At 70.9% G+C, this 24,935-nt stretch carries 25 protein-coding genes; 13 read left to right on the top strand and 12 right to left on the bottom strand.

Going from position 1 to position 24,935, the window contains the following annotated elements:
* Positions 1–33: 33 nt before the first annotated feature.
* Positions 34–2,199, bottom strand: a complete 2,166-nt coding sequence (locus QQ657_RS37085) for a terpene synthase family protein (RefSeq protein WP_284747045.1) — start codon at positions 2,197–2,199, stop codon at positions 34–36.
* 140 nt (positions 2,200–2,339) lie between these two features.
* On the opposite strand from QQ657_RS37085, the gene QQ657_RS37080 reads away from it, so the two are divergent.
* Both QQ657_RS37080 and QQ657_RS37075 read left to right on the top strand, forming a co-directional pair.
* Positions 2,340–2,636, top strand: coding sequence for a GNAT family N-acetyltransferase (locus QQ657_RS37080; protein WP_284746994.1), 297 nt, complete (start codon positions 2,340–2,342; stop codon positions 2,634–2,636).
* A gap of 152 nt (positions 2,637–2,788) precedes the next feature.
* Complete coding sequence (locus QQ657_RS37075; protein WP_284746993.1) at positions 2,789–3,805, top strand: S1 family peptidase; 1,017 nt, start codon at positions 2,789–2,791, stop codon at positions 3,803–3,805.
* A gap of 65 nt (positions 3,806–3,870) precedes the next feature.
* Here the strand turns inward: QQ657_RS37075 and QQ657_RS37070 are convergent, their stop codons facing one another.
* Both QQ657_RS37070 and QQ657_RS37065 read right to left on the bottom strand, forming a co-directional pair.
* A complete protein-coding gene (locus QQ657_RS37070; protein ID WP_284746992.1) occupies positions 3,871–4,494 on the bottom strand; it encodes an SAM-dependent methyltransferase in 624 nt (207 codons plus the stop codon).
* A 75-nt stretch (positions 4,495–4,569) separates the two neighbouring features.
* Entirely contained in the window at positions 4,570–6,150 is a 1,581-nt protein-coding gene (locus QQ657_RS37065) for a discoidin domain-containing protein (RefSeq protein WP_284746991.1), read from the bottom strand.
* A gap of 174 nt (positions 6,151–6,324) precedes the next feature.
* Between QQ657_RS37065 and QQ657_RS37060 the strand changes: the two genes are divergently transcribed.
* From QQ657_RS37060 to QQ657_RS37035, 6 genes are all read left to right on the top strand, one after another.
* Positions 6,325–7,047 carry an SDR family oxidoreductase gene (locus QQ657_RS37060; RefSeq protein WP_284746990.1) on the top strand — a complete coding sequence of 241 codons (723 nt, stop codon included), beginning with the start codon at positions 6,325–6,327 and terminating at the stop codon, positions 7,045–7,047.
* A gap of 65 nt (positions 7,048–7,112) precedes the next feature.
* Positions 7,113–7,340 (top strand): hypothetical protein, encoded by a 228-nt coding sequence (locus QQ657_RS37055; protein WP_284746989.1) that lies wholly within the window; start codon positions 7,113–7,115, stop codon positions 7,338–7,340.
* A 6-nt stretch (positions 7,341–7,346) separates the two neighbouring features.
* Entirely contained in the window at positions 7,347–8,120 is a 774-nt protein-coding gene (locus tag QQ657_RS37050) for a DUF6338 family protein (protein WP_284746988.1), read from the top strand.
* Between the two features lie 98 nt (positions 8,121–8,218).
* Entirely contained in the window at positions 8,219–9,424 is a 1,206-nt protein-coding gene (locus QQ657_RS37045) for a cytochrome P450 (protein ID WP_284746987.1), read from the top strand.
* Positions 9,425–9,434: 10 nt separating this feature from the next.
* Complete coding sequence (locus tag QQ657_RS37040; RefSeq protein ID WP_284746986.1) at positions 9,435–10,280, top strand: SCO6745 family protein; 846 nt, start codon at positions 9,435–9,437, stop codon at positions 10,278–10,280.
* Positions 10,281–10,343: 63 nt separating this feature from the next.
* A complete protein-coding gene (locus QQ657_RS37035; RefSeq protein WP_284746985.1) occupies positions 10,344–11,099 on the top strand; it encodes an SDR family NAD(P)-dependent oxidoreductase in 756 nt (251 codons plus the stop codon).
* Positions 11,100–11,450: 351 nt separating this feature from the next.
* Here QQ657_RS37035 and QQ657_RS37030 read toward each other — a convergent pair whose 3' ends face one another.
* The gene (locus QQ657_RS37030; protein WP_284746984.1) at positions 11,451–12,011 is read right to left on the bottom strand and encodes a TetR/AcrR family transcriptional regulator; all 561 of its coding nucleotides are present in this window, start codon (positions 12,009–12,011) and stop codon (positions 11,451–11,453) included.
* A 110-nt stretch (positions 12,012–12,121) separates the two neighbouring features.
* On the opposite strand from QQ657_RS37030, the gene QQ657_RS37025 reads away from it, so the two are divergent.
* Positions 12,122–12,958, top strand: a complete 837-nt coding sequence (locus tag QQ657_RS37025) for an oxidoreductase (protein ID WP_284746983.1) — start codon at positions 12,122–12,124, stop codon at positions 12,956–12,958.
* A gap of 447 nt (positions 12,959–13,405) precedes the next feature.
* Here QQ657_RS37025 and QQ657_RS37020 read toward each other — a convergent pair whose 3' ends face one another.
* The gene (locus QQ657_RS37020) at positions 13,406–13,972 is read right to left on the bottom strand and encodes a CGNR zinc finger domain-containing protein (RefSeq protein WP_284746982.1); all 567 of its coding nucleotides are present in this window, start codon (positions 13,970–13,972) and stop codon (positions 13,406–13,408) included.
* Positions 13,973–14,074: 102 nt separating this feature from the next.
* Between QQ657_RS37020 and QQ657_RS37015 the strand changes: the two genes are divergently transcribed.
* Together QQ657_RS37015 and QQ657_RS37010 are read left to right on the top strand one after the other, a co-directional pair.
* Positions 14,075–14,926 (top strand): alpha/beta fold hydrolase, encoded by an 852-nt coding sequence (locus QQ657_RS37015; RefSeq protein WP_284746981.1) that lies wholly within the window; start codon positions 14,075–14,077, stop codon positions 14,924–14,926.
* 255 nt (positions 14,927–15,181) lie between these two features.
* The gene (locus QQ657_RS37010) at positions 15,182–17,263 is read left to right on the top strand and encodes a PQQ-dependent sugar dehydrogenase (RefSeq protein WP_284746980.1); all 2,082 of its coding nucleotides are present in this window, start codon (positions 15,182–15,184) and stop codon (positions 17,261–17,263) included.
* Between the two features lie 93 nt (positions 17,264–17,356).
* Here the strand turns inward: QQ657_RS37010 and QQ657_RS37005 are convergent, their stop codons facing one another.
* The 5 genes from QQ657_RS37005 to QQ657_RS36985 all read right to left on the bottom strand — a co-directional run bounded on the left by QQ657_RS37005 (position 17,357) and on the right by QQ657_RS36985 (position 21,314).
* Complete coding sequence (locus QQ657_RS37005) at positions 17,357–17,758, bottom strand: hypothetical protein (RefSeq protein ID WP_284746979.1); 402 nt, start codon at positions 17,756–17,758, stop codon at positions 17,357–17,359.
* Positions 17,758–18,576: a heavy metal-binding domain-containing protein gene (locus QQ657_RS37000; protein ID WP_284746978.1), complete on the bottom strand. Its 819-nt coding sequence runs from the start codon at positions 18,574–18,576 to the stop codon at positions 17,758–17,760. Before QQ657_RS37000 ends, QQ657_RS37005 begins: the two co-directional genes overlap by 1 nt.
* A gap of 9 nt (positions 18,577–18,585) precedes the next feature.
* Entirely contained in the window at positions 18,586–19,383 is a 798-nt protein-coding gene (locus QQ657_RS36995) for a heavy metal-binding domain-containing protein (protein WP_284746977.1), read from the bottom strand.
* Positions 19,384–19,566: 183 nt separating this feature from the next.
* Complete coding sequence (locus QQ657_RS36990) at positions 19,567–20,289, bottom strand: heavy metal-binding domain-containing protein (protein WP_284746976.1); 723 nt, start codon at positions 20,287–20,289, stop codon at positions 19,567–19,569.
* Positions 20,289–21,314, bottom strand: coding sequence for a carbohydrate kinase family protein (locus QQ657_RS36985; RefSeq protein WP_284746975.1), 1,026 nt, complete (start codon positions 21,312–21,314; stop codon positions 20,289–20,291). The genes QQ657_RS36990 and QQ657_RS36985 overlap by 1 nt, the downstream gene beginning before the upstream one ends.
* A gap of 113 nt (positions 21,315–21,427) precedes the next feature.
* Between QQ657_RS36985 and QQ657_RS36980 the strand changes: the two genes are divergently transcribed.
* Both QQ657_RS36980 and QQ657_RS36975 read left to right on the top strand, forming a co-directional pair.
* Positions 21,428–22,171 carry a DeoR/GlpR family DNA-binding transcription regulator gene (locus tag QQ657_RS36980; protein ID WP_284746974.1) on the top strand — a complete coding sequence of 248 codons (744 nt, stop codon included), beginning with the start codon at positions 21,428–21,430 and terminating at the stop codon, positions 22,169–22,171.
* On the top strand, positions 22,168–23,448 hold the full coding sequence (locus QQ657_RS36975) for a 6-phospho-beta-glucosidase (protein WP_284746973.1): 1,281 nt from the start codon (positions 22,168–22,170) through the stop codon (positions 23,446–23,448). Before QQ657_RS36980 ends, QQ657_RS36975 begins: the two co-directional genes overlap by 4 nt.
* Here the strand turns inward: QQ657_RS36975 and QQ657_RS36970 are convergent.
* The gene (locus QQ657_RS36970; protein ID WP_284746972.1) at positions 23,445–24,170 is read right to left on the bottom strand and encodes a nucleotidyltransferase domain-containing protein; all 726 of its coding nucleotides are present in this window, start codon (positions 24,168–24,170) and stop codon (positions 23,445–23,447) included. The genes QQ657_RS36975 and QQ657_RS36970 overlap by 4 nt on opposite strands.
* A gap of 10 nt (positions 24,171–24,180) precedes the next feature.
* Complete coding sequence (locus tag QQ657_RS36965; RefSeq protein ID WP_284746971.1) at positions 24,181–24,891, bottom strand: SDR family NAD(P)-dependent oxidoreductase; 711 nt, start codon at positions 24,889–24,891, stop codon at positions 24,181–24,183.
* Positions 24,892–24,935 lie beyond the last annotated feature (44 nt).

Raw genomic sequence — 24,935 nt, 5'->3', positions numbered from 1 at the left:
TCGCACTGCTTCGGTGTCGGGGATCCCGGCACCTCAGCGACCGGCGGGCAGCAGGGACGAGATCCGCAGCGACGAGGTCCCGATCCCCGTCGGCCCGCCGAACGCACTCGCCGCCATCGGGTGGTACTTCAGCTCCGCCTCCGTGTACCGCCCGACGTTCTCGTGCCAGTTCACGATCCCCGCCATCCAGTTCCGGAACTCCTCGACGTACCCCAGCAGCATCTCCTGCACGTCCGGGGCCACGGCGTAGTCGCGGAACAGCGCGGGCAGCTCGACGGTCGCCGCGTGGGTGAACTCCGCCAGGCGGGCCGCCATCAGGTCGGTCACCACCTCGAACGCGCGCTCCTCGGGGCAGTCGAGGAAGTTGCGCACCACGAGCACCGCGTTGTGCAGCTCGCCCTCGTACTGGATCTCCTTGCGGTACGAGTAGAGGTCGTTGACGAAGCACGCGTAGTCGGTCGCCGAGTGCTCGATCGCCTGGATCGGCCGCGTCCGGTACAGCGAGGGCGGCACCGCGCGGCCGTGCCCGAACCGCGACAGGCTCATCGTCAGGTCCGAGCCGAACGTCCGGCGCCGCATCTCGACGTAGTCGATCGGGTCCGGGATGCGGTTCTGGGCCTGGTTCACCAGCTCCCAGTGCCAGCTCGACGTCATCTTGTCGACCGCGCGCCGCACCGTGAGCCGGTTCTCCGGCGGCATGTCCGCCGTCGTCCGCGCCCAGACGTCGGCGAGCGCCACTTCCAGCTGCGTCGACGGCGTGGCCGAACCCGCCATGATCGCCGACAGGCGCAGGTTGCACGCCTTCGCTCCCGCGAGGTCGCGCGTCGCGCCGAACATCATCGGGTAGTAGTCGTCGGCGTAGGTGCCCCAGGTCAGCCAGTCGCTGGTGACGTCGAGGCCGTCCGCCGTCGCGTCCGGGTCGATGCCCGCCGCGCACAGCGCCAGGTCGGCCGCGCGCAGCCGCCGCTCGTCCCACACCACGCCGTCGAGCAGGCCCGTCCGCTTCGCCCAGTCGACGTTCCGGCGGCGGCACGCGTCCAGGTGCGGGCTCAACCGCAGCGGGAACGGCAGCGCGATCGACGGCCGCGGCGGGGAAACCGTCCGGAACGGCGTGGTCGAGTAGGACCGCAGCCGCTGCGGCGCCGTCGCGAGCACCGAGCCGAAGATGCGCGCCGCGGACGTCCCGAGGCCGGTCGCACCGCCCAGTTCCGGGCCGCCGCGGCTGTCCAGCGCTCCTTCGTTCATGTACCGGCTGGACCGCAGGTGCCACTCGTGCCCGCCGGACTGCCAGTCCTGCAGGCCCTTGACGTAGGCGAACGTCGCCGCGCGGGCGGCCGGGTCGACGGCGTGCTCGTCGAACAGCGCCGGCACCTCGGTGAGCGCGGTGTGCTCGAACTGGTGCAGCCGGGACGTGATGAGGTCGTTGACGGCGTCGGCCGCCTCCTGCGTGGTGAGCCCGAGGAACTTCTCGAACACGAGCACGCCGTTGGACAGCTCACCCTCGTCCTGCACCTCCCGCTGGTAGGAGAACAGGTCGTTGCGCAGGTGGACGCCGTCGGCGAAGCAGTCGCGCAGGACCTCCATCGGCCGCGACGCGGCGATCCCGTCCGGCACCTCGGCGTGCACCGAGTGCTCGACGAGGTTCGCCGACCACGGCGCGCCGCCGACCTTCCGCCGCATCTCGACGTACTCGATGGGGTTGGACAGGCGGCCTTCGTTGATGTTGGCCAGTTCCCACAGCGACTCTTCGAGCAATGCCTTCGTGCTCTCGATGAACCGCTGCCGCCAGCCGGCCGAGCGGTGCGGGATCGTCCGGTTCCACAGGTCGGTCAGGCCGCGCTCGACGGGGTTCTCCGGAGCCGCGGTGATCTCGCCTTCGGCGGGCATGAACAGGTCGAGCCGGTCGAGGTAGGTGCGCGCGCTGTCGATGTCGCCGGTGCGCTTGTACAGCTCGAGGAAGTGGTCGTCGAAGTAGAAAACCCAGACGTACCAGTCGGTGATGAGGTCGAGCTCGTCTGCGCCGGCGTCGGGGTGGGTGTAGGCGCAGAGCAGTGCGTAGTCGTGGGAGTCGAGGTCGTGCTCGTCCCAGATCACGGTGCCGTGCTGGGGGACGTCGACCATGTCCATCCCGTACGCCCACGCCTTGCTGTGCGTGCGGGCCCGCTCGAGGTGCGGGTTCACCCGCGCCGGGTAGGGCATGTAGAACTCGGGGAGGACGAACGGCTGCTGAGGCACCCCGTGAGGCAACCAAACGAAGCCGGGGCCGCCAAGAGAAGCAGCCCGGATGCACACGAACGGGCCGGACGCGTCCCCCGGCCGGCCCAATCGAGGGAGAGCTGATGACCGACGAAACCCGAGTGGCCGACAACCCCGGCGAAGACCGCTACGAGGTCTGGGTGGGGGACAAGCTGGCGGGGTCCGCGTACTACGACCTTCGCGGCGACCTGACGGTGTTCACCCACACCGAGATCGACGACGCGTTCGCGGGGCAGGGGCTGGGCAAGGTCCTGGCGGCCGGTGCGCTCGACGACGTCGTCGCGCACGGCCGGACGATCGTGCCGGTCTGCCCCTTCATCGCCGGATATCTGCGGAAGAACCCGGGCTACGAGGATCACGTTCGCTGGCCGAAGGGGTGAGTGTTACGCCGAGCGAGGTGGCGTCACGGGTCTGACTTGAGAGGTATGTCCGGATCTGCTGGTTATTAACCAACCTTAGTCGGTGGTGCGTTGGTTGCTCGGCAACGAAAGTGACCGACGCAGGCTTCGAACCGGCAACCTGGAGGAAGTTGATGACTCCCCGGAAAACCGCCCTCAAGACCTTCGCCGTCTTGTCGGCCGCCGCCCTCACGAGCGGCGTGTGCGCTTCGGCCGCCACTGCGTCCCCGCTGGCCTTCTCCGAGATGCAGGCCAACGCCGTCAGCAACGCCACGCAGGTGGCGAGCACCCTGGGTGCGACGTCCGGCGGCATCTACCTGGAAAACGGCAAGGCCGTCGTCAACGTCACCGACGACGCGTCCGTGCAGAAGGTGCAGGCCGCCGGCCTCACCGCGAAGAAGGTCAAGCACACCTTCGCCGCCCTCACCGGTGTCAAGAACCAGCTCGACGCCGTGAAGAACGTCCCGCAGACCGCGTGGGGCATCGACACCAAGACCAACCAGGTCGTGGTGAAGGTGTATGACGCGGCCAGCAAGGAGACCGCCGGCAAGGTCACCGCGGCCGCCGCGAAGTACGGCGACAGCGTCCGGGTCGAGCACCGCACCGGCAAGCTCGAGCTGCACATCGCCGACGGTGACGCGATCCAGAACGACCAGGGCCGCTGCTCGCTCGGCTTCAACGTGACGCGCGGCGGGGAGCCCTTCCTGCTCACCGCGGGCCACTGCACCAACCTCGGTGGCACCTGGGCCGGCGGCGACGTCTCCGGCGCGCAGGTCGTCGAGAGCGACTGCCCCGACGCCGACTCCGGTCTGCTGACCCGCCCGAACGGCACCGGCCCCGGTGCGATCAACACCGGCCAGGCGATCACCAGCGCCGCGGAGCCGACGGTCGGCGAGCAGATGGAGAAGCAGGGCTCGACCACCGGTGGCGGCAGCGGCGAGGTCACCTCGGTCGACGAGTCGGTCAACTTCGACGTCGGCGTCCTGAACCACGAGTTCGGCACCACCGCGCACACCGACCACGGTGACTCCGGTGGCCCGGCCTACGACGGTTCGAAGGGCCTGGGCACGCTGTCCGGCGGCGACACGGTGACCAGCTACTTCTACCCGCTCACCCTGGAGCTGCAGGCCTACGGCCTCGAGCTCGCCTGATAATCAAGTCCCGCGGGGGCCTCTTCACACGCGTCGAGGGCGCGTGAGGAGGCCCCCGTTTCCAGTTACAGCCGCTTCGCGCGGTAGACGGCGTCGGTGTGGTGACCCTCTCCGCGCGTCTCGCAGGTCTCGACGATCCACTCCCAGGCGTCGCCGAGGAAGTTCGTGATCTCCTCCGGCTCGAAGAACAGCTCCTCCGGCGGCTTCTGGCCCTCGAACTCGCGCATGGCCTTCGGCGAGTGCCCGACGACCAGCAGCGACCCGCCGGGCCGGACGGCCGCCGCGGCCGCCGTGAAGACCTTGCGCCGCAGGTCCGGCGGCAGGTGCATGTACTGCGCCGAGATGAGGTCGTAGGTCTCTTCGGGCCGCCAGTCGAGGATGTCGCGGTGCAGCCACCGGACGTCCACGCCCCGCTCCTTTCCGGCGGCTTCCGCGCGGGCGAGGGCGAGGGTCGAGATGTCGGCACCGTCGACCGTCCAGCCCTGCTGCGCGAGCCAGATCGCGTCACCGCCCTCGCCGCAGCCGAGGTCGAGCGCGCGCCCGGGTTTCAGCCCGGTGACCTCGGAGCTGAGGTTGCGGTTGACGTTCCCGCTCCAGATCTGGTGGTCGTCGCGCTGGTAGAGCGTCTCCCAGAACTCCTGCTTGAGCATGTTCTCGACGGTCATCGGCTGGTCGTGCGTATGGGACATGGCTCCTCCTCGGTGACGTCCCCAGCATGCGGAGGACGTCACCGAAAAGGCAAATCGTGTTGCCGATCCGGCAACTCAGGCCGTGCCGTACACCTGCATCTCGTACAGCGAGTAGCCGTACGACGTCCCGCGCGTGACGCCGTTCATCCGCACGTAGCGGCCGCTGCCGGCCAGGCCGGTGAGGTCGTCGGTGGCGCCGTTGCCGGTCGTGGTGCTGTAGATCGTCGTCCAGGTCGTGCCGTCGGCCGAGGTCTGGATGCTGTACGCCTTCCCGTACGCGGCTTCCCAGCTCAGCTTGACGTGCGACACCTGCTTGGTGGCGCCGAGGTCGACGCGCAGCCATTCGCTCGCGGAGCCTTCCTTCGACGCCCAGCGCGTGCTGGTCAGGTTGCCGTCGAAGGCCGCGCCCGCCGGGTAGGACGACGACTCCGTCGACGAAGCCGTCGCGGTCTTTCCTTGGGAGAGCAGCGTTTCGGTGCCGCCGCTGCCGGTGACCGTGACGCCCAGCGAAGCGGTCTTCGTCCCGCCGGTGAGGGTGATCGTCGCCGAACCCGGGTTCGCGGTCGCGGCGGCGGCGACCGTGACGGCCGAGGTTCCGCCGGCCGGCACCGACGCCGGGGAGAAGGACACGGTGACGCCCGCGGGAGCGCCGCTCGCGGACAGCGTGACGGCGTCCGTGGAGGTGACGGTGGCCGTCGCCGTGCCACCCGGCGCGACCGACACCGCCGACGGCGTCACGCTGAGGCTCGAAGGGGTGCCGGCCGCGGTGAACGTCCAGCGGGCCTGGGTGCCGGAGCAGCTGCCCGCGGTGAGTGTCGTGCCTGAAGCGCGGAAGCACTTCTTGCTCGTCTGGATGTCGGAAATGGTGCCGTCGGGGTTGATCGACCACTGCTGGGCCGGGCCGCCGGTGCAGGTCTGCAGCACGATCGAGCTGCCCGAGATGCCCGCGCACTTGTCGTTGATCACGAGGAACGCGCCGTGGAAGGTGAAGCGCTGGGCGTCACTTCCGGTGCAGGCGGCGACTTTCAGCGTGGTGCCGCTGCTCGGCGCTTCGAGGCAGGTGCCGGTGGAGTTGTTGCGGTACTGGCCGACCGTCGTGTTCGGTTGCGCACCGCCCCAGCATTCGCCGGTGCCGGTGTTGAAGATCGGCGTCGCGTCGTAGGGCTCGTCCGAGGGCGGGTCGACGACCACCGGTTCCATGACCGGCGTGTTGTCGGCGTTGTAGTGCGTGAGGGCGTCTTCGCAGTCGATCGCGTCGAAGGCGCTGCCGCCCTTGCCGCCGAGCCAGAGGTCGATGTGGCGCAGGCCCGGGCCGCCGTTCGGGCCTTGGCTGTTCCAGTCGTCGGAACACTCGTCGCAGCCGTCCTCCATGATGAAGTACTTCTTCACTCGCGGCACCCAGACCTTGGTGCCGGGCTTGAGTTCGTCGCTGCTGGTGGCGAAGGTGATCGGGTCGGCGTAGCTGCCTTTGCCGCCCGCGGTGTCGTGGATCTGCGGGTAGGAGATGTCGCCGCCGGGCGGGGTGTTGTCCCACCAGCCGTAGAAGGTGAGGAAGGTCGGTTGCGTGGTGGCCGCGCTCGCCGTGCTCGCGCCGATGAGCGCCGAGGTCAGAGCGAGGAACAGGGTCACGACGAGCACGAGCGCGCGCCGGGTCATGCTGCCTCCGGAAGGGGGTGGGGCGGACGATGACGTGCGGCGTGCGTTCAGGTTCGCCGGACGGCGGCTCGCCGTCAAGACCTGTTCGTAAAGTTTCCTAACAAATCGGGTTTCGTGTCCCGATCGGCGGGAAAAGCCTCTCGCGGCGGTGCTTCCGTCGGCGAAGATGACGCCATGAGCGAACAGCGGGAAGTCGTGGTCACCGGAGGCGGCACGGGCATCGGGCTGGCGATCGCCGCCCGGTTCGCGGCGGCGGGCGAGCGGGTCACCGTCACCGGCCGCCGCAAGGACGTGCTCGAGGCGGCCGCGGAACGGATCGGCGCGCGGGCGGTGTCGTTCGACGCGAGCGACCCGGCGGCGGTGCAGGCGGCGCTGGCCGAGCTGCCTTCGCGGGTCGACGTCCTGGTCAACAACGCGGGCGGCAACACCGATCGCGTCCGGGAAGCGCCCACGGACCTCGCCGGAGTGGCGGACGCGTGGCGGGCGAACTTCGACGCGAACGTCGTCTCCGCCGTTCTCGTGACGACTGCTTTGAAGCCGCGTTTCGCGGACAACGTGCGGGTTGTGACTCTCGGCTCTGTCGCGGCGAAGCAGGGCTCCGGCTCCTACGGCGCGGCGAAAGCGGCGATCGAAGCGTGGAACACCGACCTCGCGCGGCAGCTCGGCGCCACCGGCTCGGCCAACGTCGTCGCCCCGGGCGTCATCCTCGACACGGAGTTCTTCCACGGCACGCTCACCGAAGAATGGCTCAGCTCCCGGATCTCGGTGGCACTCAACAAGCGGGCCGGCGCGCCGGAAGAAGTCGCGGAAACCGTGCAGTTCCTGGCATCGCCGGGAGCCGGGCACGTCACGGGACAGGTCGTGCACGTGAACGGCGGCGCTTACGGGGCCCGCTAGACTTGTTCACCGTGGCCACGTCCTCCCCTGCGCGGTATCGTGAAACGGCCATCGCGAGGGGATGAATGATGAACACTTCCGGTTCCGGAGTCGACGAACTCGATCCCATGAAAGCGATCGAGGAGGACGTCGATTCCGCGAGTCCGGTGGTTCCGTGGACCGACGACGATGGCAAGGCGCACATCGACCACCCCGTTCATAAAGACTGTTCGGGTCCCACCTACCAGGAGATGCGTCCCGAGATCGACTCGGAGGACGGCCCACCACCGCGGCGGAGCGGGCCGACCAGCTGAGCTGCGATGATTCCCCAGACGATGGGCGCGCTGGCCGCCTTCCTGACCTTGGTCGCGCCCGGCATCGTCTTCGAACTGCGCCGTGAACGCCATCGGGCACGTCGTGCCGAGACGGCTTTCCGGGAAGCCGCGCGAGTGGCCTTGGGCAGCCTGATCTTCACGATGGCGTCGGTGCTCGTCCTGACCGCGTTGCAGGCAGTCAGTGGAGGGAAGCTCTTCCTCGACGCCGAAGCCTGGCTTTCGGCGGGGGACGCGTACGCGCGGCAGCACCTCACCCTCATCGTCATCACTGTCGCCGTCGAACTGGCTCTGGCCTGCGGGCTCGCGGTCGCCTTCGACCTCGTTCTCGGCCGGTACGGCCACGAGCGCGCCTCCGTGCGGCAGTGGTCGGCCTGGATGGAAGCGCTGCGGCTCGATCGCCCGAGCGGGACCCGGCCTTGGTTGCACGTGATTCTCGACGACGGGTCGTCGTTCTTCGGATATCTGCGGTCCTACACCCCGTCGGGACCGATGGCCGAACGGGAGCTCGTGCTCGAGGGCGAGTCCTTGACCTACCAGGGAAAGCCGCTGGGCGGGGGCGCGGAATTCGAGAAGAAGGTCATCGGCGACACCTGGCACCGCGTTGTCCTGCCCGGCTCGAAAATCACCTATCTGCGCGTCTGCTACATCCACCGGAAGACCGGCGAGCTGATCCGCGATCCCGGACACCGGCTCCGGCCCGGGGAACAGCCCGCTGAGAACACGGCAGATCCCTCCGAGCCCTCCCCGGTGGAAAACTAGGCCATCCGGGTCGGAAGTGGGTCGAACGTCCCACGACGGCACCGGTTCTCTCCATGGTGGAAAGTGACCCGACCACCGGCAGAGAGGTGTGATCCGCCGTGACGGCGACATCCGAAACCCCGGCCCTCCCCACGGCACGACCGGCCGGATGCCCGTACGACCCGCCCGAAAACTACGCCGCGCTGCGGGAAACCGCGCCGACGTCGCAGGTGCGCTGCCCGGCCGGCATGGAGGCCTGGCTGGTGACGCGGTACAGCGACGTCCGCGCGGTGCTCGCCGACCGCACGATGAGCTCGCGCGGCGCGTCCTCGGTGCACGTCCACCCGAACGCCGACCTCGACATCGACGTCAGCCCGGGTTCGATCATCCAGCTCGACGGCGCCGACCACTCCCGCATCCGGAAGATGGTGATCGCGGAGTTCACCGTGCGGCGCGTGGAGGCGATGCGCGGCTACGTCCAGGAGCTGGTGGAGAGCCACCTGGACACGATGCTCGCGCGTCCGGGCGAGGCCGATCTGGTGCGGGACTTCGCGTTGCCGATCCCGTCGCTGGTGATCTGCGAGCTGCTGGGCGTCCCGTACGCCGACCGTTCGCGGTTCCAGCGGCAGAGCGGGTTCCTGGTCAGCACCGACGCCACGCCCGAGGAAGGCAAGCAGGCGTACGACGAGCTGTCCGGCTTCCTGGCGGAACTGTTCACCGACAAGCAGCGGAATCCGCGGGACGACCTGTTCAGCAGGCTGATTTCCCGCGGTGCCGCCTCCGGTGACTCGCTGACGATGGAGGAGCTGGTCGTGCTCGGGCTGAGCCTCCTGGTGGCCGGCCACGAGACGACAGCGAACATGATCGCGCTCAGCACGCTGGTTTTGCTGGAGCACCCGGCGCAGCGCGACGTCGTGCTTTCCGCGCCGGAGCGGGCGGTCGAGGAGCTGCTGCGGTACCTGTCGGTCGTCCAGTTCGGCGTGCTGCGCTACGCGACCGCGGACGCGCAGGTCGGTTCCCGGTCGGTGAAGGCGGGGGAGTGGCTGGTGGCGGCGCTGAACTCGGCCAACCGCGACGAAGAGCTGTTCCCCGGCGGCGACAAGCTCGACTTCCACCGGGAGTCGCCGCGCACGCACGTCGCGTTCGGTTTCGGGGCGCACCAGTGCATCGGCCAGCAGCTGGCCCGCGTCGAGCTGCAGGAGGCGTTGACGCGGCTGTTCCGCCGGGTACCGGACCTGCGGCTGGCGGTGCCGCGGGAGTCGTTGGCGTACAAGCACAACACGCTGGTGTACGGGGTGCGGGAGCTGCCGGTCGCCTGGGGGTGAGAATGGCGGCATGAACGCATCACCGGCCCGGCGGTTGTGGGCGGCCGTGGAGCCCCTGCACGCGGTCGTCTACTTCGCGCCGGAGACGGCCGCGGCGGCGAAAGAGGTGGGCCTGCGCGGGTACTGGATGGGGTATTTCGCGGGCCGCCTCGCGCCGCTGGGCCCGGTCGGCCCGTCGGCGGTGACGTCGATGCTGTTCGGCTTCGCCCCGGCGATGGTCGCGCGGGCGTTGCCGGACGCGTGGTCGTTCGCCGCGCCCTCTGACGTGCTGGATTCCCGGCTTTCCGCCGTCGAAGCCGCGCTTTCCCGGGTTCTGGGGCCTTCGGGTCACGACGAACTGGCGTCGCTGCTGGAGCGGGCCGCTTCCGCGTGTCAGTTCGACGGGCGCCCGTTGGCGGCGGCGTGGTCCGCGGTGCCGCGCCCATCGGGAGTGCTCGCCCGCCTGTGGCTGGCGGCGACGGTGCTGCGCGAGCACCGCGGCGACGGCCACGTCCTGGCGGCGGTCCACGCGGGGTTGACGGGCCTGGAGACGACGTTGACCCACATCGGCGACGGCGTGATCGCCCGCGGCGACGTCCAGCCGCACCGGGGCTGGTCCGACGCGGACTGGACTGGTGCGGTCTCTCGCTTGGAGGCCCGCGGCCTGCTGGATTCGTCCGGCCTGCTGACTCCCGCCGGTACGGAGATCCGGCGCCGGATCGAGGAGGACACGGACCGCCTGGCGGCGGCCCCGGTGGAGGCGCTCGGCCCGGCCGGCCTGGCGCGGCTGCTCGAGCTGGCTGTGCCGCTGAGCCGGGCGGTGATCGACGCGGGCGTGATCCCGGTCCCGAACCCGATGGGCGTGCCCCGGCCCTGATGTCGATTCCGGGCGGTGCCGTTCGACGCACCGGTGAAAGGTACCCGGACATCGGAGGGATCCATGACGTTGCTCGCCGGCAAGAACGCGATCGTCTACGGCGGCGGAGGCCGCATCGGCACGGCTGTGGCCTGCGCTTTCGCGGAGGAAGGGGCCCGGGTGTTCCTCGCGGGCCGCACCCGGTCCCGGCTGGAGGAGGTCGCGTCGCGCATCCGCGCGGCGGGCGGATCGGCCGAGGTGGCGGAGGTGGACGCGCTGGACGCGCGTGCGGTCGACGACCACGCCGACGCGGTGGCGGCCCAGGGCGGCCTGGACATCTCGTTCAACCTGATCGCCCACGGCGACGTCCAGGGCACCCCGCTGATCGACATGACTTTGGCCGACTACGAGCGCCCGGTCCTGACGGCGGTCCGAACCCAGTTCCTGACGGCTCGGGCGGCGGCCCGCCACATGGTGAAGCAGGGCTCGGGCGCGATTCTGTTCTTCGGCGGCGCGGGCGAGCCGATGCGCGAGTTCGCGGTGGGCGGGCTGCAGGTGGCGTTCCACGCGCTCGAGGCGATGCGCCGCCAGCTGGCCGCGGAGCTGGGCCCGCGCGGAGTCCGGACGGTGACGCTCCGGACGGGCGGAATCCCGGAGACCCTCCCGGCGGAGTTCGAAGCCCGCGAGGAGATCGAGGAGAACATCGCAGGCAAGACGATGCTCGGCCGAGCGGCAACTTTGGCGGACGTGGGAGCGGTGGCGGCCTTCGTGGCATCGGACCGAGCCCGCACGATGACGGCCTCAACGGTCAACATCAGCTGCGGCGCCCTGGTGGATTAGCGGAGCTTCGGTGGTGGGCCGGGAGCGCTGGTGGCGTCTCGGCTCGCCCGCTTCACCGTCGGCTTCGGCGAGCTGGCCTTCTGGCCGGCCACGCAACGACGTCTGTCCTCCGCGGCTCGCTGCTGTCTCCGGGCCGGCTCCGCCCAAGTCGCGGTGTCCGGCTCGCTTGCCGCGCCTCGCTCTCACCGCGCGAGGCCGCAGCCGTCGGTCCGCACCCAGTGTTTTGCCGCTGCGCCCAATTCGCCGCGCTCGGGTCGGCTGCACTCAGCTTGCCGGGCCCAGGCTCGCCCGCTCGGGCCAGCGGCCGTCGACCCGCGCCCGGTGATTGCCGCCGTGTCCGCGTACCGCTCGTCAGTCGTCCGCGATCAGCCGCCGCACCGCGTCCACCACGAGCCCTCGCCGTTGCTCGCGGGAGAGGGTGGTGTGCACGCCGAGCTCCGAATTGGTCGTCGCCCACGCCGTCGAGATCGACTGGATCAGCACCAGCAGCTCCATGGGTGTGTAGTGCTTCGGCAGCCTCCCTTCGTTCTGCGCTCGCTGCAGGTCGTTCAGCCGGACTTCGTTGGCCAGCACGATCTCGGTGACCCACTTGCCGTCGGGCCGCTCCAGTCGGTGCCAGACCGCCAGCCGCAGCGTCTCCGGCTGCTCTTCGTACCGGTCGAAGAGCTTTCCGGCGTAGCCCGGCAGGTCGTCGGTGTCGACCGGGACCTCAAGGACGAACTTGCCGACCGACTCGCCGAAGACCGTGTCAAACAGGCTGTCCTTGTTGGTGAAGTACTTGTAGAGCATCGCCTTGTTGCAGCCGGCGGCGTCCGCGATCCGGTCCACGCGGGCACCGGCGATGCCCCGTTCCGCGAACTCCTCCGTGGCGGCGGCGAGCAGTCGCCGCTTCGTGTCCGCCGCATCTCTCATACCGGCGACTCTAACAACTAACCGGTTAGTTGACAAACTCGCCCGACGAGTGTTTCCTGGAAGTAACCAACCGGTTGGTAACCGGATCGGACGACCGAAGAGGAAGCATCATGAGCAGGACTTGGCTGATCACCGGCAGTTCCCGCGGGTTCGGGCGGGAGCTGGCCCGGGTCGCGCTCGAAGACGGTGACAGGGTGGTCGCCACCGCGCGCCGGCCGGAGCGGCTGAAGGATCTGGTGGCCGAGCACGGTGACAACGTCCGGGTGTTCGCGCTGGACGTGACGGACCCCGCGGCCGCGCGAGAGGCAGTGGCCTTCGCGGTCCGCGAGTTCGGCAGGCTCGACGTCGTGGCCAACAACGCCGGTTACGCGAACAGCGCCCCGATCGAGGACATGACGGAGGACGACTTCCGGGCCCAGGTCGAGGCCAACTTCTTCGGCGTCGTCAACGTCACGCGCGCGGCTCTGCCGGTGTTCCGCGAGCAGGGTTCGGGGCACTTCCTGCAGTTCTCGTCGGTCGGCGGCCGGGTCGGCGGATCGCCGGGGCTGGGTGCGTACCAGGCGGCGAAGTTCGCGGTGGAGGGGTTCTCCGAGGTGCTGAACGCGGAGGTGAAGCCGTTCGGCGTGAAGGTCACGATCGTCGAGCCGGGAGCGTTCCGCACGGACTGGCAGGGCGCCTCGATGGAGCGCGCCCAGGTCCGCCCGGAGTACGACGCCTCGGTGGGCGAAATGCACCGCCTCCGCGACGCAACGGACGGCAAACAGGCAGGCGACCCAGCCCGAGGAGCCCGCATCCTCGCCGACGTGGTCCGGCTGGACACGCCACCCCTACGCCTCCTGCTCGGCGCGGACGCGGTCGAAGCGGTACAGCGCTCGGATCGCGCACGCGGGGCGGAAGTGGAGGAGTGGGCCGAAGTGAGCCGATCGGCGGTGTTCGCCGCAGAGTGAGGCAACGGAGGTGCCGGTGCGTGGTGGCGGAAGGGGCGGTGGTGCGACGGGCAGCTGGCTGACCGGCTGCGGCGTGGGCAGACCTATCGTGGTGGCTCTCCCAGCAAGAGTGCGGGCAGTGCGACCGGGCGTGGGCGGCGTAGTGGCAGCTGCGGCGAGGTGTCGGCAGCGGCGGCGCTCAGGGCACTCGGCGCGTGGGTAGAGGTCACGCAGGTGCGGGGCAGTCGCGATGAGGTTGCCGGTAGCCGTGGCGCTCAGGGCAGTTGCCGAGTGCGCAGGGCAGGCGCGGGGCGGCCGGGCGCGGGCAACCATCGGCGACTGTGGCGCGGTTACCGGCGGCGCCAGAGCGCAGGCGGTGTCGCGCAGCGAGCCCGGGCCAAGGGCTCCCGCGCCGACAAACCGGCTCGCGAATGCGGCCAAGCCCGGCGAAACCCGCGTGAGCCAACCTCAAGCTCCCCGCTGAGGCGACTCCCGTTGCTCGACCACCAACCGCTGGTGCCGGGCCGCACGAACCCGGTCGCCGCAGGTGGTCGAGCACCAGCGGCGGCGAGCGTGCTCGCGGAAGAAGAACCGCACGCAACCATGAGCCTCGCATGGGCGCACCAGCGGGCCGAGGTCGCCGGCGACCACGTCGATCGCGTCGCGGGCCAGGGCTGCCAGGGCCTCCTCCACGCTGCCCGGGCTGGTGCTGTGCCACTCCCGGCGTGGTCCGCCCGGCCACGTGAGCTGCGGCGCGGCGGCGTCGGAGCGAGCGGCCGCGTTCACCGTCTCCACCGCGGCCGCGGCCGGTGAACGGTCCTCCGCCAGCGCGGCCAGCAGTTCGCGGACCGCCGCGCGGAGGTCCGTGACGCGACTAAGGGCGTCCGCGCCAAGGGCGGTGGCGGGCAGCTGCAGCCACTGGGCGGCCGCGTGGGGATCGGCCAGGTCGTCGACCTCGCCGCCGGTGCCGAGCCGGCGGGTGTTGACCAGCGCGAGCGCGGAGGAGCGCTCCTCGCCGGGTGCCGCAGTGACCACGTTCGCCTCCCGAAGTTCGCCCCTCATTGTCCCGGCCCGTTGACAGTCTACGTCATCTCATGGATAAATAAGAAAGTATCCATGAGACGTGAGGAGAAACCCATGGTCGCCGTGTATCACCGCTCTGCCACCGTTGCCGGGCGCCGGCTGTTCTACCGGGAGGCCGGGCCCGCCGACGCACCCACGATCGTGCTGCTCCACGGGTTTCCGACGAGCTCGCACATGTACCGCCACCTCATCCCGGCGCTGGCCGACCGCTACCACGTCGTCGCGCCCGACTACCTGGGTGCGGGCGCCTCCGACGCACCTTCGGCCGGCGAGTTCACCTACACCTTCGACGCCCTCGCCGAACTCACCCTCGGCCTGCTCGACGAGATCGGCCAGGACCGCTTCGCGCTCTACATCCAGGACTTCGGCGCCCCGGTCGGCCTGCGCATCGCGGCCGGGAACCCGGAGCGGGTCACCGCGATCGTCACGCAGAACGGCAACGCCTACGTCGACGGCCTGGGCGCCGGGCTGCCCCAGCGGCTCGCCGCCGGCACGCTGACCGAAGACGACCTGCGCGGCATGGTCAGCCTCGAAGCCACCAAGGCGCAGTACCTCGACGGCGTGCCCGACCCGGCGCTGGTCAGCCCGGACGTCTGGATCCACGACCAGGCCCTGCTCGACCGGCCCGGCGGCGCCGAAATCCAGATGGCGCTGCTCGCCGACTACCACCACAACATCGGCCTGTACCCGAAGTTCCACGAGTACTTCCGGACCAGCCAGGTCCCGCTGCTGGCCGTCTGGGGCGGCAACGACGCGATCTTCATCGCCGACGGCGCCCGCGCCTACGCCCGCGACCTGCCCGACGCCGAGATCCACCTGCTCGACTCGGGGCATTTCGCGCTCGAAACGCACTTGGACGCCATCGCCGGTTACGTCCGCGGGTTCCTGGGCCGGGTGGTCGGCTGAAACCATTGCCCCGCAACGGTCTCCGCTGAGCGGGACAAGGGCGTTGACCGCCCGGACGATCCCCTCGTAGGGTCTCCCCGAGATCGCCCTGGCCCCAGGTCGGTCCGGTCCCCGAGAACCCCACCGTCGTCGTCAGGCATCCGCCTCTGCCTGTGCCGACGGGTCGTTCGCCGACGGGCCCGGACGCGCGCGAGCAGACCGGGGCCACCGCGGAGGCGGGTTCGCGCCTCCGCGCCGACTGCGCAGGAGGACGGGATGACCAGACGGATCCGGGCGGGGATGGTCGCGGCCGCGATCGTCGCCGCGACACTGACCGCGGCGGGGCCGGTGCAGGCCGGGCCGGTGCAAGCCGCCGATACCCTGCTCTCCCAGGGGAAACCGGTGACGGCGTCGTCGGCGGGCGGGTGCTGCCCGGCGCCGGCCGCCGTCGACGGTGACTCGGCGACCCGCTGGGCCAGCGCGGCCGGCGTCGATCCACAGTGGATCTACGTCGACCTCGGCACGGCGGCGCACGTCAGCCGCGTGCGGCTGCAGTGGGACGCCTCGTGCGCCACGGCCTACGAGATCGACACCTCCGCCGACCACGTCACGTGGACGCGGATCTACGCGACCACCACGGGAAAGGGCGGCGTCGAAGACCTGACCTCCCTCGACGGCACTGGCCGCTACGTGCGGATGTACGGCACGAAACGCTGCCGCACCGACGCGTCGAAGGGCTACTCGCTGCAGGAGTTCGGCGTCTACGGCTCGACCGGGGACGTCGTGCCGCCGTCGCCGCCCGGTACGCCGACGCTGGACAGCGTCACGCCCACCAGCGCGACCATCTCGTGGACCGCGGCCACCGACAACGAAGGCGTCGTGGGCTATGACGTCTACCGCGACGGTCAGCTCTGCGCCAGCACGACCGGCGCCCTCACCGCGACCTGCGGCAACCTCGGCCCGAACGGCACGTACGGCTTCTACGTCAACGCACGTGACGCGGCCGGGAACGTCTCGCAGGCCAGCGGCACCCTGTCCGTGAAGACGCCGCCGTCCGACGACCACACGCCGCCGTCGGCACCGGCGAACGTGCACACCACCGCGGTCAACAGCACGTCGATCGGCCTGGCGTGGACCGCTTCGACCGACGAAAACGGCGTCACCGGCTACCGGATCTTCGACGGCGGCACGCAGATCGGCACCTCCGACACGGCGAGCACCACCCTCGGCGGCCTGACCCCGAACACCGCCTACCACCTGCAGGTGCGCGCGGTCGACGGGAACGGCAACCTGAGCGAGCCGAGCACTCCGGTCCTGGACGTCACCACCACCGGCGGGTCGACCTGCACACCGTCGCAGGGCGTCTGCGGTGCCACGCAGGTCGGGACCGACGACGACGTCGTGTGGGGCCTGGTCACCCTGCCGGACGGCACGATCCTCTACAACCAGCGCGACGCGCACTCGATCGTCCACCTGAACCCCAAGACCGGGGCGAAGAAGACGATCGGCACCGTGCCGAACGTCCAGAGCACCGACGGCGAAGGCGGCCTGACCGGGCTGGAGATCAACCCGGCTTCGTTCGCCGCCGACCACTGGCTCTACATCATGCACACGTCGCCGAACGACAACCGGATCGTCCGGATCAAGTACGACCCGGCCGCCGACTCGCTGACCACGAGCACCGAACAGCTCCTGCTGACCGGCATCGCGCGCAACAAGTTCCACAACGGCGGCCGGCTGCGGTTCAGCCCGGACGGCCGGTACCTGTTCGCCGGCACGGGTGACGCGCAGAACGGCGACAACGCGTCTAACACCAGCAGCCCCAACGGAAAGGTGCTGCGCATCAACCCGGACGGCTCGATCCCGGCGGACAACCCGTTCCACAACGCGGTGTGGAGCTACGGGCACCGCAACGTCCAGGGGCTGGCGTTCGACTCGCAGGGCCGGCTGTGGGAGCAGGAGTTCGGCAACAGCGTCATGGACGAGACGAACCTGATCGTGAAGGGCGGCAACTACGGCTGGCCGTCGTGCGAGGGGACGTCGGGTTCGTGCGGCACCGCCGGGTTCATCGCGCCGAAGAAGACGTACCCGGTGGCGCAGGGGTCGTGCAGCGGCATCACGATCATCCACGACGCGCTGTACGTGGCCTGCCAGCGCGGCACGCGGCTGTACCGCGCGGTGATCAGCGGCAGCTCGCTGACGAACTTCCAGACGTTCTTCAACGGGACGTACGGCAGGCTCCGCACGGTGGAGCCGGCCCCGGACGGCCAGATGTGGCTGGCGACCAGCGTGGACGGCGACAAGGACAGCACGCCGCACAACAGCCACAACAAGATCCTGCGGGTGACGGTCGGCTAGCCCGCCCGAGAATGTCGTACCTGCCGACTAGTCTGTGCATCGGGGGCGCTTCCTCCGGCCCCCGATGCACTTCCCTTGCCCACCAAGGACTTCTCAACCACCCAGCAGCCGCGACAACGCATCCCGTGCTTTCGCGTCCTTCGACGCCAACGTGGTCAACTCCTGCGCCAGCGCCGCAAGCCACTCGTCGACCGCGGCTTCCTTCCGGCTGATCACCACGCCCCGGACCACCTGGTGGATCTCCGCCGCGACCCCGCCGTGTTTTCCCGTGCTCAGCACCAGAACCCGGTCCGGCGTCCGGACCCGCACCTCGACCGCCTGGCCGTCGCGGCCCGCGACGCGGTCGGCGAACGTGCGCCGCCGGTCGATCTCGACCATGCCCGGCGGCAATGCGCTGCCCAGCGTGTCGGACAGGACCCGGTGGTAGGACTCGACGTCCGCGCGGTCCGTGCGCAGGGCCGCCACCAGCAGGTGGAAGTCCAGCTCGCCGCTCATCAGTCGGTCAGGGGCAGCACGAGCTGCGGCTTGGCGATGTGGTGGTCCTCCCGCAACGGCTTCACGGCCGTCCCGATCGCGAAGAACTCCGTCGTGTGCCCGCCCCAGCGGTGCGGCAGCGACAGCAGCTGCACGCCGACGATGCCCTCCGCCTCCAGCTGCTCGGCTTCCGTCTGCATCCGGGACATCGCGAGCTCGCGGGCGTCGTACAGCGCCTCGGTGTACTGCGGGATCTCGACGTTCTGGCCGATGTTGCCCATCATCTGCCGGAACCGCTGGTGCGCGATGTGGTAGACGCACGTGCCCATCACCATGCCCAGCGGCGCGTAGCCGGCCTGCACCAGCGTCCAGAAGTCCTGCCCGGACAGGTCCGAGGTGAACGGCTTCCCGGTGTTGTTGCGCCATTCGCCGGGTTCGTCGGCCTTCACCGCGGTGCCGACGGCGATGAACTCGGCCAGGTCGCTGCCGAACTCCTTGAACTCGATCTCCAGGCGGACCGCGACGATCCCGTCGGCGCCGAGGACGTCCGCCTCCGCCTCCATCCGGGACATCGCGAGCTCGCGGGCGTGGTACATCGCCTGCGAAAGCCGGTCCATCTCCTGGTTCTTGCTCCACCGTCCCATCTGGAACCCGACGTGGTAGATGCTCGAGCCGAGCACGAGCCCGAGCGGCCGGAACCCGGCTTCGCGCACGAGGAGGAACTCGTTGACGCTCAGGTCGGACGTGAACAGGCTGGTCTTCTGGCCCGGCCGCATCTCAGCGAGCCGGCGCATCGCATCCTCGGGGATGTGCTGCGCGGCGGGATCCGCGGTGGTCACGAGGCCTCCTCAGGAACGGTTCAACGGCAGGATCTTGAGCGCGCTGGTCGGGGCGGCGCGGCCTTCGTGGAAGCGGGCGATCGCGGTGCCGGTCACGGTGGCGATGCCGGCCACCGCGACCTCCTGCACCGGCCACGTCCGCAGCGTCATGCCCGAGACGATGCCGCCGTCGGCGCCGCAGTCGCGGATCGCGCGGGCGAACTCCGCCCGCGCCGCGCCGCGGACCTCGGTGACGACCTTCGTCGGCGCGTCGACTTCGGTGTTCCCGGCCAGCGGGTTGACCTGGTACTGCATGTTGTAGTCGAACTCGGCGCGCCCGGCGACGCCGACCGCCATCCGCACCGGCACCCAGCCGGCCTGCATCAGCTTGCCGACGTCCTGGCCGGGCAGGTCGGTGGTGAACAGGCGCCGCGGGCGCTGGTCGCCCTCGGCGCGGACGGCCGTGCCGAGCGCGGTGAACTCCTGCATCACGTCGTCGAGCGCGGTGATGGTGACCGTGATGCCGAGGACGCCGTCGGCGCCGAGGGCGGTGGCTTCCTGCCCGAGCCGGTCGAGCGCGGTCGCGTAACCCTGGCGCAGCATGCCCGAGAGCAGCTTGACCTGGTCGCCGGCCCACGCGGCCGGCCCGGTCCAGCCGACCTGCTGCACGACGCAGCCCATGACCTCGCCGACGGCGGTGAAACCGGCCGCTTCGGCCCCGACGGCGCCGGGCACGGTGAGCAGCGACGTCTTCAGCCCGGACGAGGCATAGCGCTCGACGCGAGCCCGCGCGACGGGCGGCAGGCCACGACCGTCCCATTCGGGCACTGGCTGACCTCCTTCGACGGGGCTTTCGCTTCCATCGTGGCACGGATCCGCGCGGCCGGGCGGCGCGCGCGGGGTGATCAACGGGGTATGTCCGGAAGGTCCGGTCGTGCCTCGAGATCCGGGAGGCACGGTGGCGGGACGAGCGCCGCGGCGCCGGCCGACGAGCCCGGGACCGCAATCCGCCTACCGGCCCGCGCCGGGCGGATCTCCGTCCAGCGGCAGCACCGGAAGCGACACCGTCGGCGCGGGCCCGGCGCCGAACCGGGCCACCGCCGTGCCGAACACGCTCGCCACCGCCGTCGCTCCCGTGTGGCCGAGGGCCCACGCCTGCAGCGTCGTCGAGGACACCAACCCGCCGTCCGCGCCCGATTCGCGCACCGACGCCAGGAACTCCGCCCGAGCCGCCGCCCGGACGCGGGTCACCAGGTCGGTCGGCACCGCCGCCTCCGAGCCCGGGCGGGCCGTCATCGCGATGTCGAACACTGTCGCGCCGTCGATGCCGATCGCCAGGGTCACCGGGACCCAGCCCGCCAGCATCAGCTTCGCCACGTCCGGACCGGACAGCCCCGTCGTGAACGGCCGCGGCGGGCGAACCCCGCGGAGCGCGCGCACCGCCGTGCCCAGGACCACGAACTCGTGGACCGCCGCGCTCACCCGGGTCACCGTGCAGCCGATCGCCAGGACACCGTCCGCGCCGAGCGCACCAGCCTCCTCTCGCAGCCGGTCCAGGGCCGTCGCGTAGCCGCGGCGCAGGCCCGATGTCACGTCCTCGTACCGCGCCACGACGCAGCCCATCACCTCGCCGATCGGCCGCAGCCCGACCGCTTCGGCGCCGACCGCGCCCGGCACCGACAGCAGCGACGTCCGCAGTCCCGACGCCGTGTACCGGCCGGCGCGCGGGTGCACTAGCGCCAGCTGTCGTCGCCGAAGCCGAGCGTCACCGGGCCTCGGCGGGACGTCTCGGCGATGGTCTCCGCGGGCAGGACGTCGTCGAGGAACGCGTAGTCCGGACGCCGGTTCCGCGCGTGCCACTCCGCGATCTCGTGCCAGCCAGGGGCGGCCAGCGCGCCGCCGAAGTGCTGGACCGACAGGCCGGCCGTGAGACCGGCGAACCGCAGCCGGTCCGCCAGCGGCCAGCCGGTCAGGGTCGCCGCGACGAACCCCGCGCCGAAGACGTCGCCCGCGCCGGTCGCGTCGAGCACGTTCACCGGCAGCGCGGGGATGTCCGCCGTCTCGCCCGTGGTGCCGTCGACGGCCAGCACGCCCGCCGCGCCGCGGGTGATCACCGCGACCGGCACGAGGTCGGCGAGCGCCGCCAACGCCGCTTCCGGGGTGTCCGTGCGGGTGTAGCGCATCGCTTCGACGTCGTTGGGCAGGAACGCGTGGCAGCACGCCAGCTGGTCGAGCAGCGCCGCCGACCACGCCTCCGACGGGTCCCAGCCGACGTCGGCGAACACGAGACTGCCGGCCTGGTGCGCGGTGTGGACCCAGTCGGCCGTGTCGAGCCCGATGTGCGCGACGGTCGCGCGGCTCGGCGGCGGCGAGCCGGCCAGCTCGGCGACCGGGACGGGCGGCGGGTGGCCGTGGGTGACCATCGCCCGGTCGCCGGCGTAGGCGAGGGAGACGGTCACGGGGGAGTGCCACTCCGGGAACCGCCGCGACCGCGACAGGTCGATGCGCTCCTGCGAAAGCACGTCCCAGCAGTACCGCCCGTAGACGTCGGTGCCGAACGCCGCCGCCAGCGACGTCCGCAGGCCGAGGCGGCTCAGCGCCACCGCGAAGTTCGCGATGCCGCCCGGCCCCGAGCCCATGCCGCCCGTCCACACCTCCGTGCCCGGCTCGGGTGGTCCTTCGAGCCCGGTGAAGACCAGGTCGAAGAACAGCAGGCCGGACAGGAAGACATCGATGTCGGGTGCGGACTCGGCCGGCACGGGCGCCTCCGGGGATCGAGGATGCGCACGAGCGTGCTTCAGGTGCGCGGAATGCGCAAGAGACGCGCAAAGTCGATCGCCAGGTGAGCGAGTTTGACTGCTATCGTCCCGGCATGCTGCCCCAGCGTCGCCACGAGCTGATCCTCCGGGCTCTCCGCGCGGAGGGCCCGGCGCCGGTCGGCGTGCTGGCCGAACGCCTCGGCGTCAGCCAGGCGACCGTGCGCCGCGACCTCGTGCAGCTCGATCGCGAGGGCCGGTTGACCCGCGTCTACGGCGGGGCGATGGCGGCCGGCGACGAGCCGTTCGCGCGCGTGGCCGCCGAGCGGGCCGACGACAAGGACGCCGTCGCCCGGCGCGCGGCCGGCCTGGTCGCCGACGGCGACACCGTGCTCCTCGACATCGGCACCACCGCGCACCGGCTGGCGCGGCACCTGCGCGACCGCGCGCTGACCGTGATCACCAGCAGCCTCGCCGTCTACGACGAGCTGAAGGACGCCGACGACGTCCAGCTCGTGCTGCTTGGCGGCGTGGTCCGGCGCAGCTATCACTCGATGGTGGGATTCCTGACCGAGGACGCGCTGCGCCAGGTGCACGCCGACACCGTCTTCCTCGGCACGAGCGGCATCCGCGGCGACGGCCACGTGATGGACTCGACGGTCGTCGAGGTGCCGGTCAAGCGCGCGATGGTCGCCGCGGGCGACCGCGTGGTGCTGCTCGCCGACGCCGGCAAGTTCCCCGGTACCGGGCTGGCCCGGGTCTGCGGGCCGGACGCGCTCGACGTCGTCGTCACGAGTCCCGGCGCCGACGAGCCGACGTGTTCGGCGCTGCGCGAGGCCGGGGTCGAGGTGCTGCGATGAGACTGGCGATCCTCGGCGGCGGCGGGTTCCGCGTGCCGCTCGTGCACGGCGCGTTGCTGACCGGCGGCGGCGTCACCGAGCTGGTCCTGCACGACGTCGAGGCCGGGCGGCTCAGCGCGATAGAACGCGTTCTCGCCGAGCAGGCCGCCGGCGCGAAGGCAGCGCCACGGGTTCGGACCACCACCGATCTCGCCGACGCACTGTCCGATGTGGACTTCGTGTTCTCCGCCATCCGCGTCGGCGGGCTGCGCGGCCGTCGCCTGGACGAGCAGATCGCGCACGCGGAAGGCGTGCTGGGCCAGGAAACCGTCGGCGCCGGCGGGATCGCCTACGGGCTGCGGACGGTCCCGGTCGCCGTCGACCTCGCGCGCAGGATCGCCGAGCTGGCGCCGAAAGCGTGGGTCATCAACTTCACCAACCCCGCCGGGATGGTCACCGAGGCGATGGCCGCGCACCTCGGCGGCCGCGTGCTCGGCATCTGCGACTCGCCGGTGGGGCTGTGCCGCCGCGTCGCGCGGGCTCTCGGGATCGACCCGGCGACGGCGTGGTTCGACTACGCCGGCCTCAACCACCTCGGCTGGCTCCGCGCGGTCCGCGTCGGCGGCGAGGACGTCCTGCCGCGGCTGCTCGCCGACACCGATGCGCTGGAGTCCTTCGAGGAGGGCAAGCTCTTCGGCGCGGACTGGCTGCGTGCCCTCGGCGCGCTGCCCAACGAGTACCTGCACTATTACTACTTCGCGCGCGAAGCCATGAGTCCACAGTCGCGCGGTGCTCAGCTGCTGGAGCAGCAACGCAGTTTCTACGCGGAACCTTCGCTGGCGTCGTGGGAACGCACGCGCCTGGAGCGTGAAGCGACGTACATGGCCGAGACGCGCGAGGGCGAGCGTGACGACCTCGAAGGCGGCGGCTACGAGAAGGTCGCCTTGGCGTTGATGCGGGCCATCGCGTACGGCGAACGCACGACGCTGATCCTCAACGTCCGCAACGGATCCGCGCTCCCGGGTGTGCCGGCCGACGCGGTCGTCGAAGTGCCGTCCGTCATCGACGCGAACGGTGCCCGGCCGCTCGCCGCCGAGCCGCTCGCCGAGCACGAGCTGGGCCTGGTGACGGCGGTCAAGGCCGTCGAACGCGCGACGATCGAAGCCGCGACGACGGGTTCTCGCGAGGCCGCGTTGCGGGCGTTCGCGCTGCACCCGCTGGTCGACTCGGTCTCCGTGGCGCGGCGGCTGCTCGACGCCTACGCCGCCGCGCACCCGGAACTCGCTTACCTGGCTTAGGAAATCTCGCGCAGGAGCGGAGCCAATCGACGACCCAGGCCGGCGTCGACCAGGTCGATTTCGCCGATGAAGAGTTCCGTGACGGCCCGGAACGGCCCGCCGAGGTCGTCGAGCCCGCGGACGAGCGTCGCTTCGAACGGCTTGGTGACATCGGCGGGCAGCCGGTCCAGGCCGCGGCCCTCGACGGCGGGCACGCCGTGGCGCAGGCAGGCCAGGCTCAGCGTGAACTCCCGGACCCGGCCGATCATGTACTCGGCCTGCCAGCCGCGGCCGCGTTCGATGCTCGAGCGCGCGTGCAAAGCGTGCAGCCAGGCCAGGTCGATCAGCCGCCGCGGGTCCGGTGGCGGCGACTGCGGGCGATCCTGCGGCGTGCCGAACAGCAGCCGGAACTTCGGCGTGGTCGCGCCGAAGTCCGCCTCCGGCCAGAACGCCAGGTCGACCTGCAACGTGTTCGCCAGCAGGAAAACGCGGAACACGGTCCGCTCGAACACGACGTCCATGTGGTGCACCGCGCCGTGCTCGCGGTACATCCGCGCGGTGAAGTCCGCGAGCACCGGCTCGGGCTCGCCGGCGACGGCGAACGCGAGGTCGATGTCCGACCACGCGTCTTCGGAGTCGAGCGCGGCCGAGCCGGTGAGCGCGGCGCCGGTGACGCGCTCGTCCGACCGGGCCGCCTCGACCAGGGCGTCGCGGAGCAGGTTCCGATCCCCCGAGGTGAACATGATCTCCAGGTTAGACCGTGGCCATCGCGGTGAACTCCGCTTCCGCGTCGTCGCGCTCGACGTAGAGCGACCACGCCTTGCCGGCGATGACGTCCGGGTCGAGGGTGCCCACCTCGAAACCGTGGTCCTGCTTGGTGAACTCGCGGTGGATGTCGCCGCGCTCGATGAGGCCGCCGATCGTCAGCGTGCCCGCGTAGACGCCGGTTTCGCGCAGGGCCGCGTTCAGCGTGAGGACGTACATGCGCAACGCGGCCGACGCCGGCGCCAGGCTGCCGAGCATCGGCATCGGGTACTTGCCGCTCAGGCCGCCGGCGAAGAGCAGCGACCCCGAGCCGCGCTCCAGCATGCCCGGCAGCACCGCCTCGACGAGCCGGGCCGCCGGGGAAACGATCGCGTCGAACGCCGCGCGCACGGTGTCCGCGCCGGCTGAGGTGAGCGGGACGGGACCGGGCCCGGCGATGTCGGCCGGGCCGAAGTACACCGTGTCGATCTCGCCGGCTTCTTCCGTGATGCGCGCTAGAACGGCTTCCAGCCGGGCGGGGTCGGTGACGTCCGCCGCGTAGGTGTGCGTGGGGGTCCCGGCCAGGGACTCCCGGTAGCTCGCGTGCCGGGTCTCGGTGCGCGAGACCAGCGCCGTCATGAAGCCTTCGCGGCCGAAGCGGCGGGCTATCGACAGGCCGAGACCGGGGCCGACGCCCAGGACGGCGATGACTTTCGGCAAGGGATCCTCCTCGAGGGAAAGTGAGACTGCCCTCAAGTTATCCA

The organism is Amycolatopsis ponsaeliensis, assembly GCF_030182635.1.
GTDB classification, from domain to species: Bacteria; Actinomycetota; Actinomycetes; order Mycobacteriales; family Pseudonocardiaceae; genus Amycolatopsis; species Amycolatopsis ponsaeliensis.
Note: the sequence above shows the minus strand (reverse complement) of the source record. Positions and strands in the feature narration are given on the sequence as shown.

Bases quoted from the DNA above. Each gene is read 5' to 3' on its own strand.
- QQ657_RS36975 (WP_284746973.1), top strand. From the start codon at position 22,168: ATGAGACTGGCGATCCTCGGCGGCGGCGGGTTCCGCGTGCCGCTCGTG.
- QQ657_RS37050 (WP_284746988.1), top strand. From the start codon at position 7,347: ATGATTCCCCAGACGATGGGCGCGCTGGCCGCCTTCCTGACCTTGGTC.
- QQ657_RS37085 (WP_284747045.1), bottom strand. From the start codon at position 2,199: ATGCCCTACCCGGCGCGGGTGAACCCGCACCTCGAGCGGGCCCGCACG.
- QQ657_RS37040 (WP_284746986.1), top strand. From the start codon at position 9,435: ATGAACGCATCACCGGCCCGGCGGTTGTGGGCGGCCGTGGAGCCCCTG.
- QQ657_RS37025 (WP_284746983.1), top strand. From the start codon at position 12,122: ATGAGCAGGACTTGGCTGATCACCGGCAGTTCCCGCGGGTTCGGGCGG.
- QQ657_RS37015 (WP_284746981.1), top strand. From the start codon at position 14,075: ATGGTCGCCGTGTATCACCGCTCTGCCACCGTTGCCGGGCGCCGGCTG.
- QQ657_RS37070 (WP_284746992.1), bottom strand. From the start codon at position 4,494: ATGTCCCATACGCACGACCAGCCGATGACCGTCGAGAACATGCTCAAG.
- QQ657_RS37035 (WP_284746985.1), top strand. From the start codon at position 10,344: ATGACGTTGCTCGCCGGCAAGAACGCGATCGTCTACGGCGGCGGAGGC.
- QQ657_RS36980 (WP_284746974.1), top strand. From the start codon at position 21,428: ATGCTGCCCCAGCGTCGCCACGAGCTGATCCTCCGGGCTCTCCGCGCG.
- QQ657_RS37065 (WP_284746991.1), bottom strand. From the start codon at position 6,150: ATGACCCGGCGCGCGCTCGTGCTCGTCGTGACCCTGTTCCTCGCTCTG.
- QQ657_RS37055 (WP_284746989.1), top strand. From the start codon at position 7,113: ATGATGAACACTTCCGGTTCCGGAGTCGACGAACTCGATCCCATGAAA.
- QQ657_RS37075 (WP_284746993.1), top strand. From the start codon at position 2,789: ATGACTCCCCGGAAAACCGCCCTCAAGACCTTCGCCGTCTTGTCGGCC.
- QQ657_RS37010 (WP_284746980.1), top strand. From the start codon at position 15,182: ATGACCAGACGGATCCGGGCGGGGATGGTCGCGGCCGCGATCGTCGCC.
- QQ657_RS37080 (WP_284746994.1), top strand. From the start codon at position 2,340: ATGACCGACGAAACCCGAGTGGCCGACAACCCCGGCGAAGACCGCTAC.
- QQ657_RS37030 (WP_284746984.1), bottom strand. From the start codon at position 12,011: ATGAGAGATGCGGCGGACACGAAGCGGCGACTGCTCGCCGCCGCCACG.
- QQ657_RS36970 (WP_284746972.1), bottom strand. From the start codon at position 24,170: ATGTTCACCTCGGGGGATCGGAACCTGCTCCGCGACGCCCTGGTCGAG.
- QQ657_RS37060 (WP_284746990.1), top strand. From the start codon at position 6,325: ATGAGCGAACAGCGGGAAGTCGTGGTCACCGGAGGCGGCACGGGCATC.
- QQ657_RS37005 (WP_284746979.1), bottom strand. From the start codon at position 17,758: ATGAGCGGCGAGCTGGACTTCCACCTGCTGGTGGCGGCCCTGCGCACG.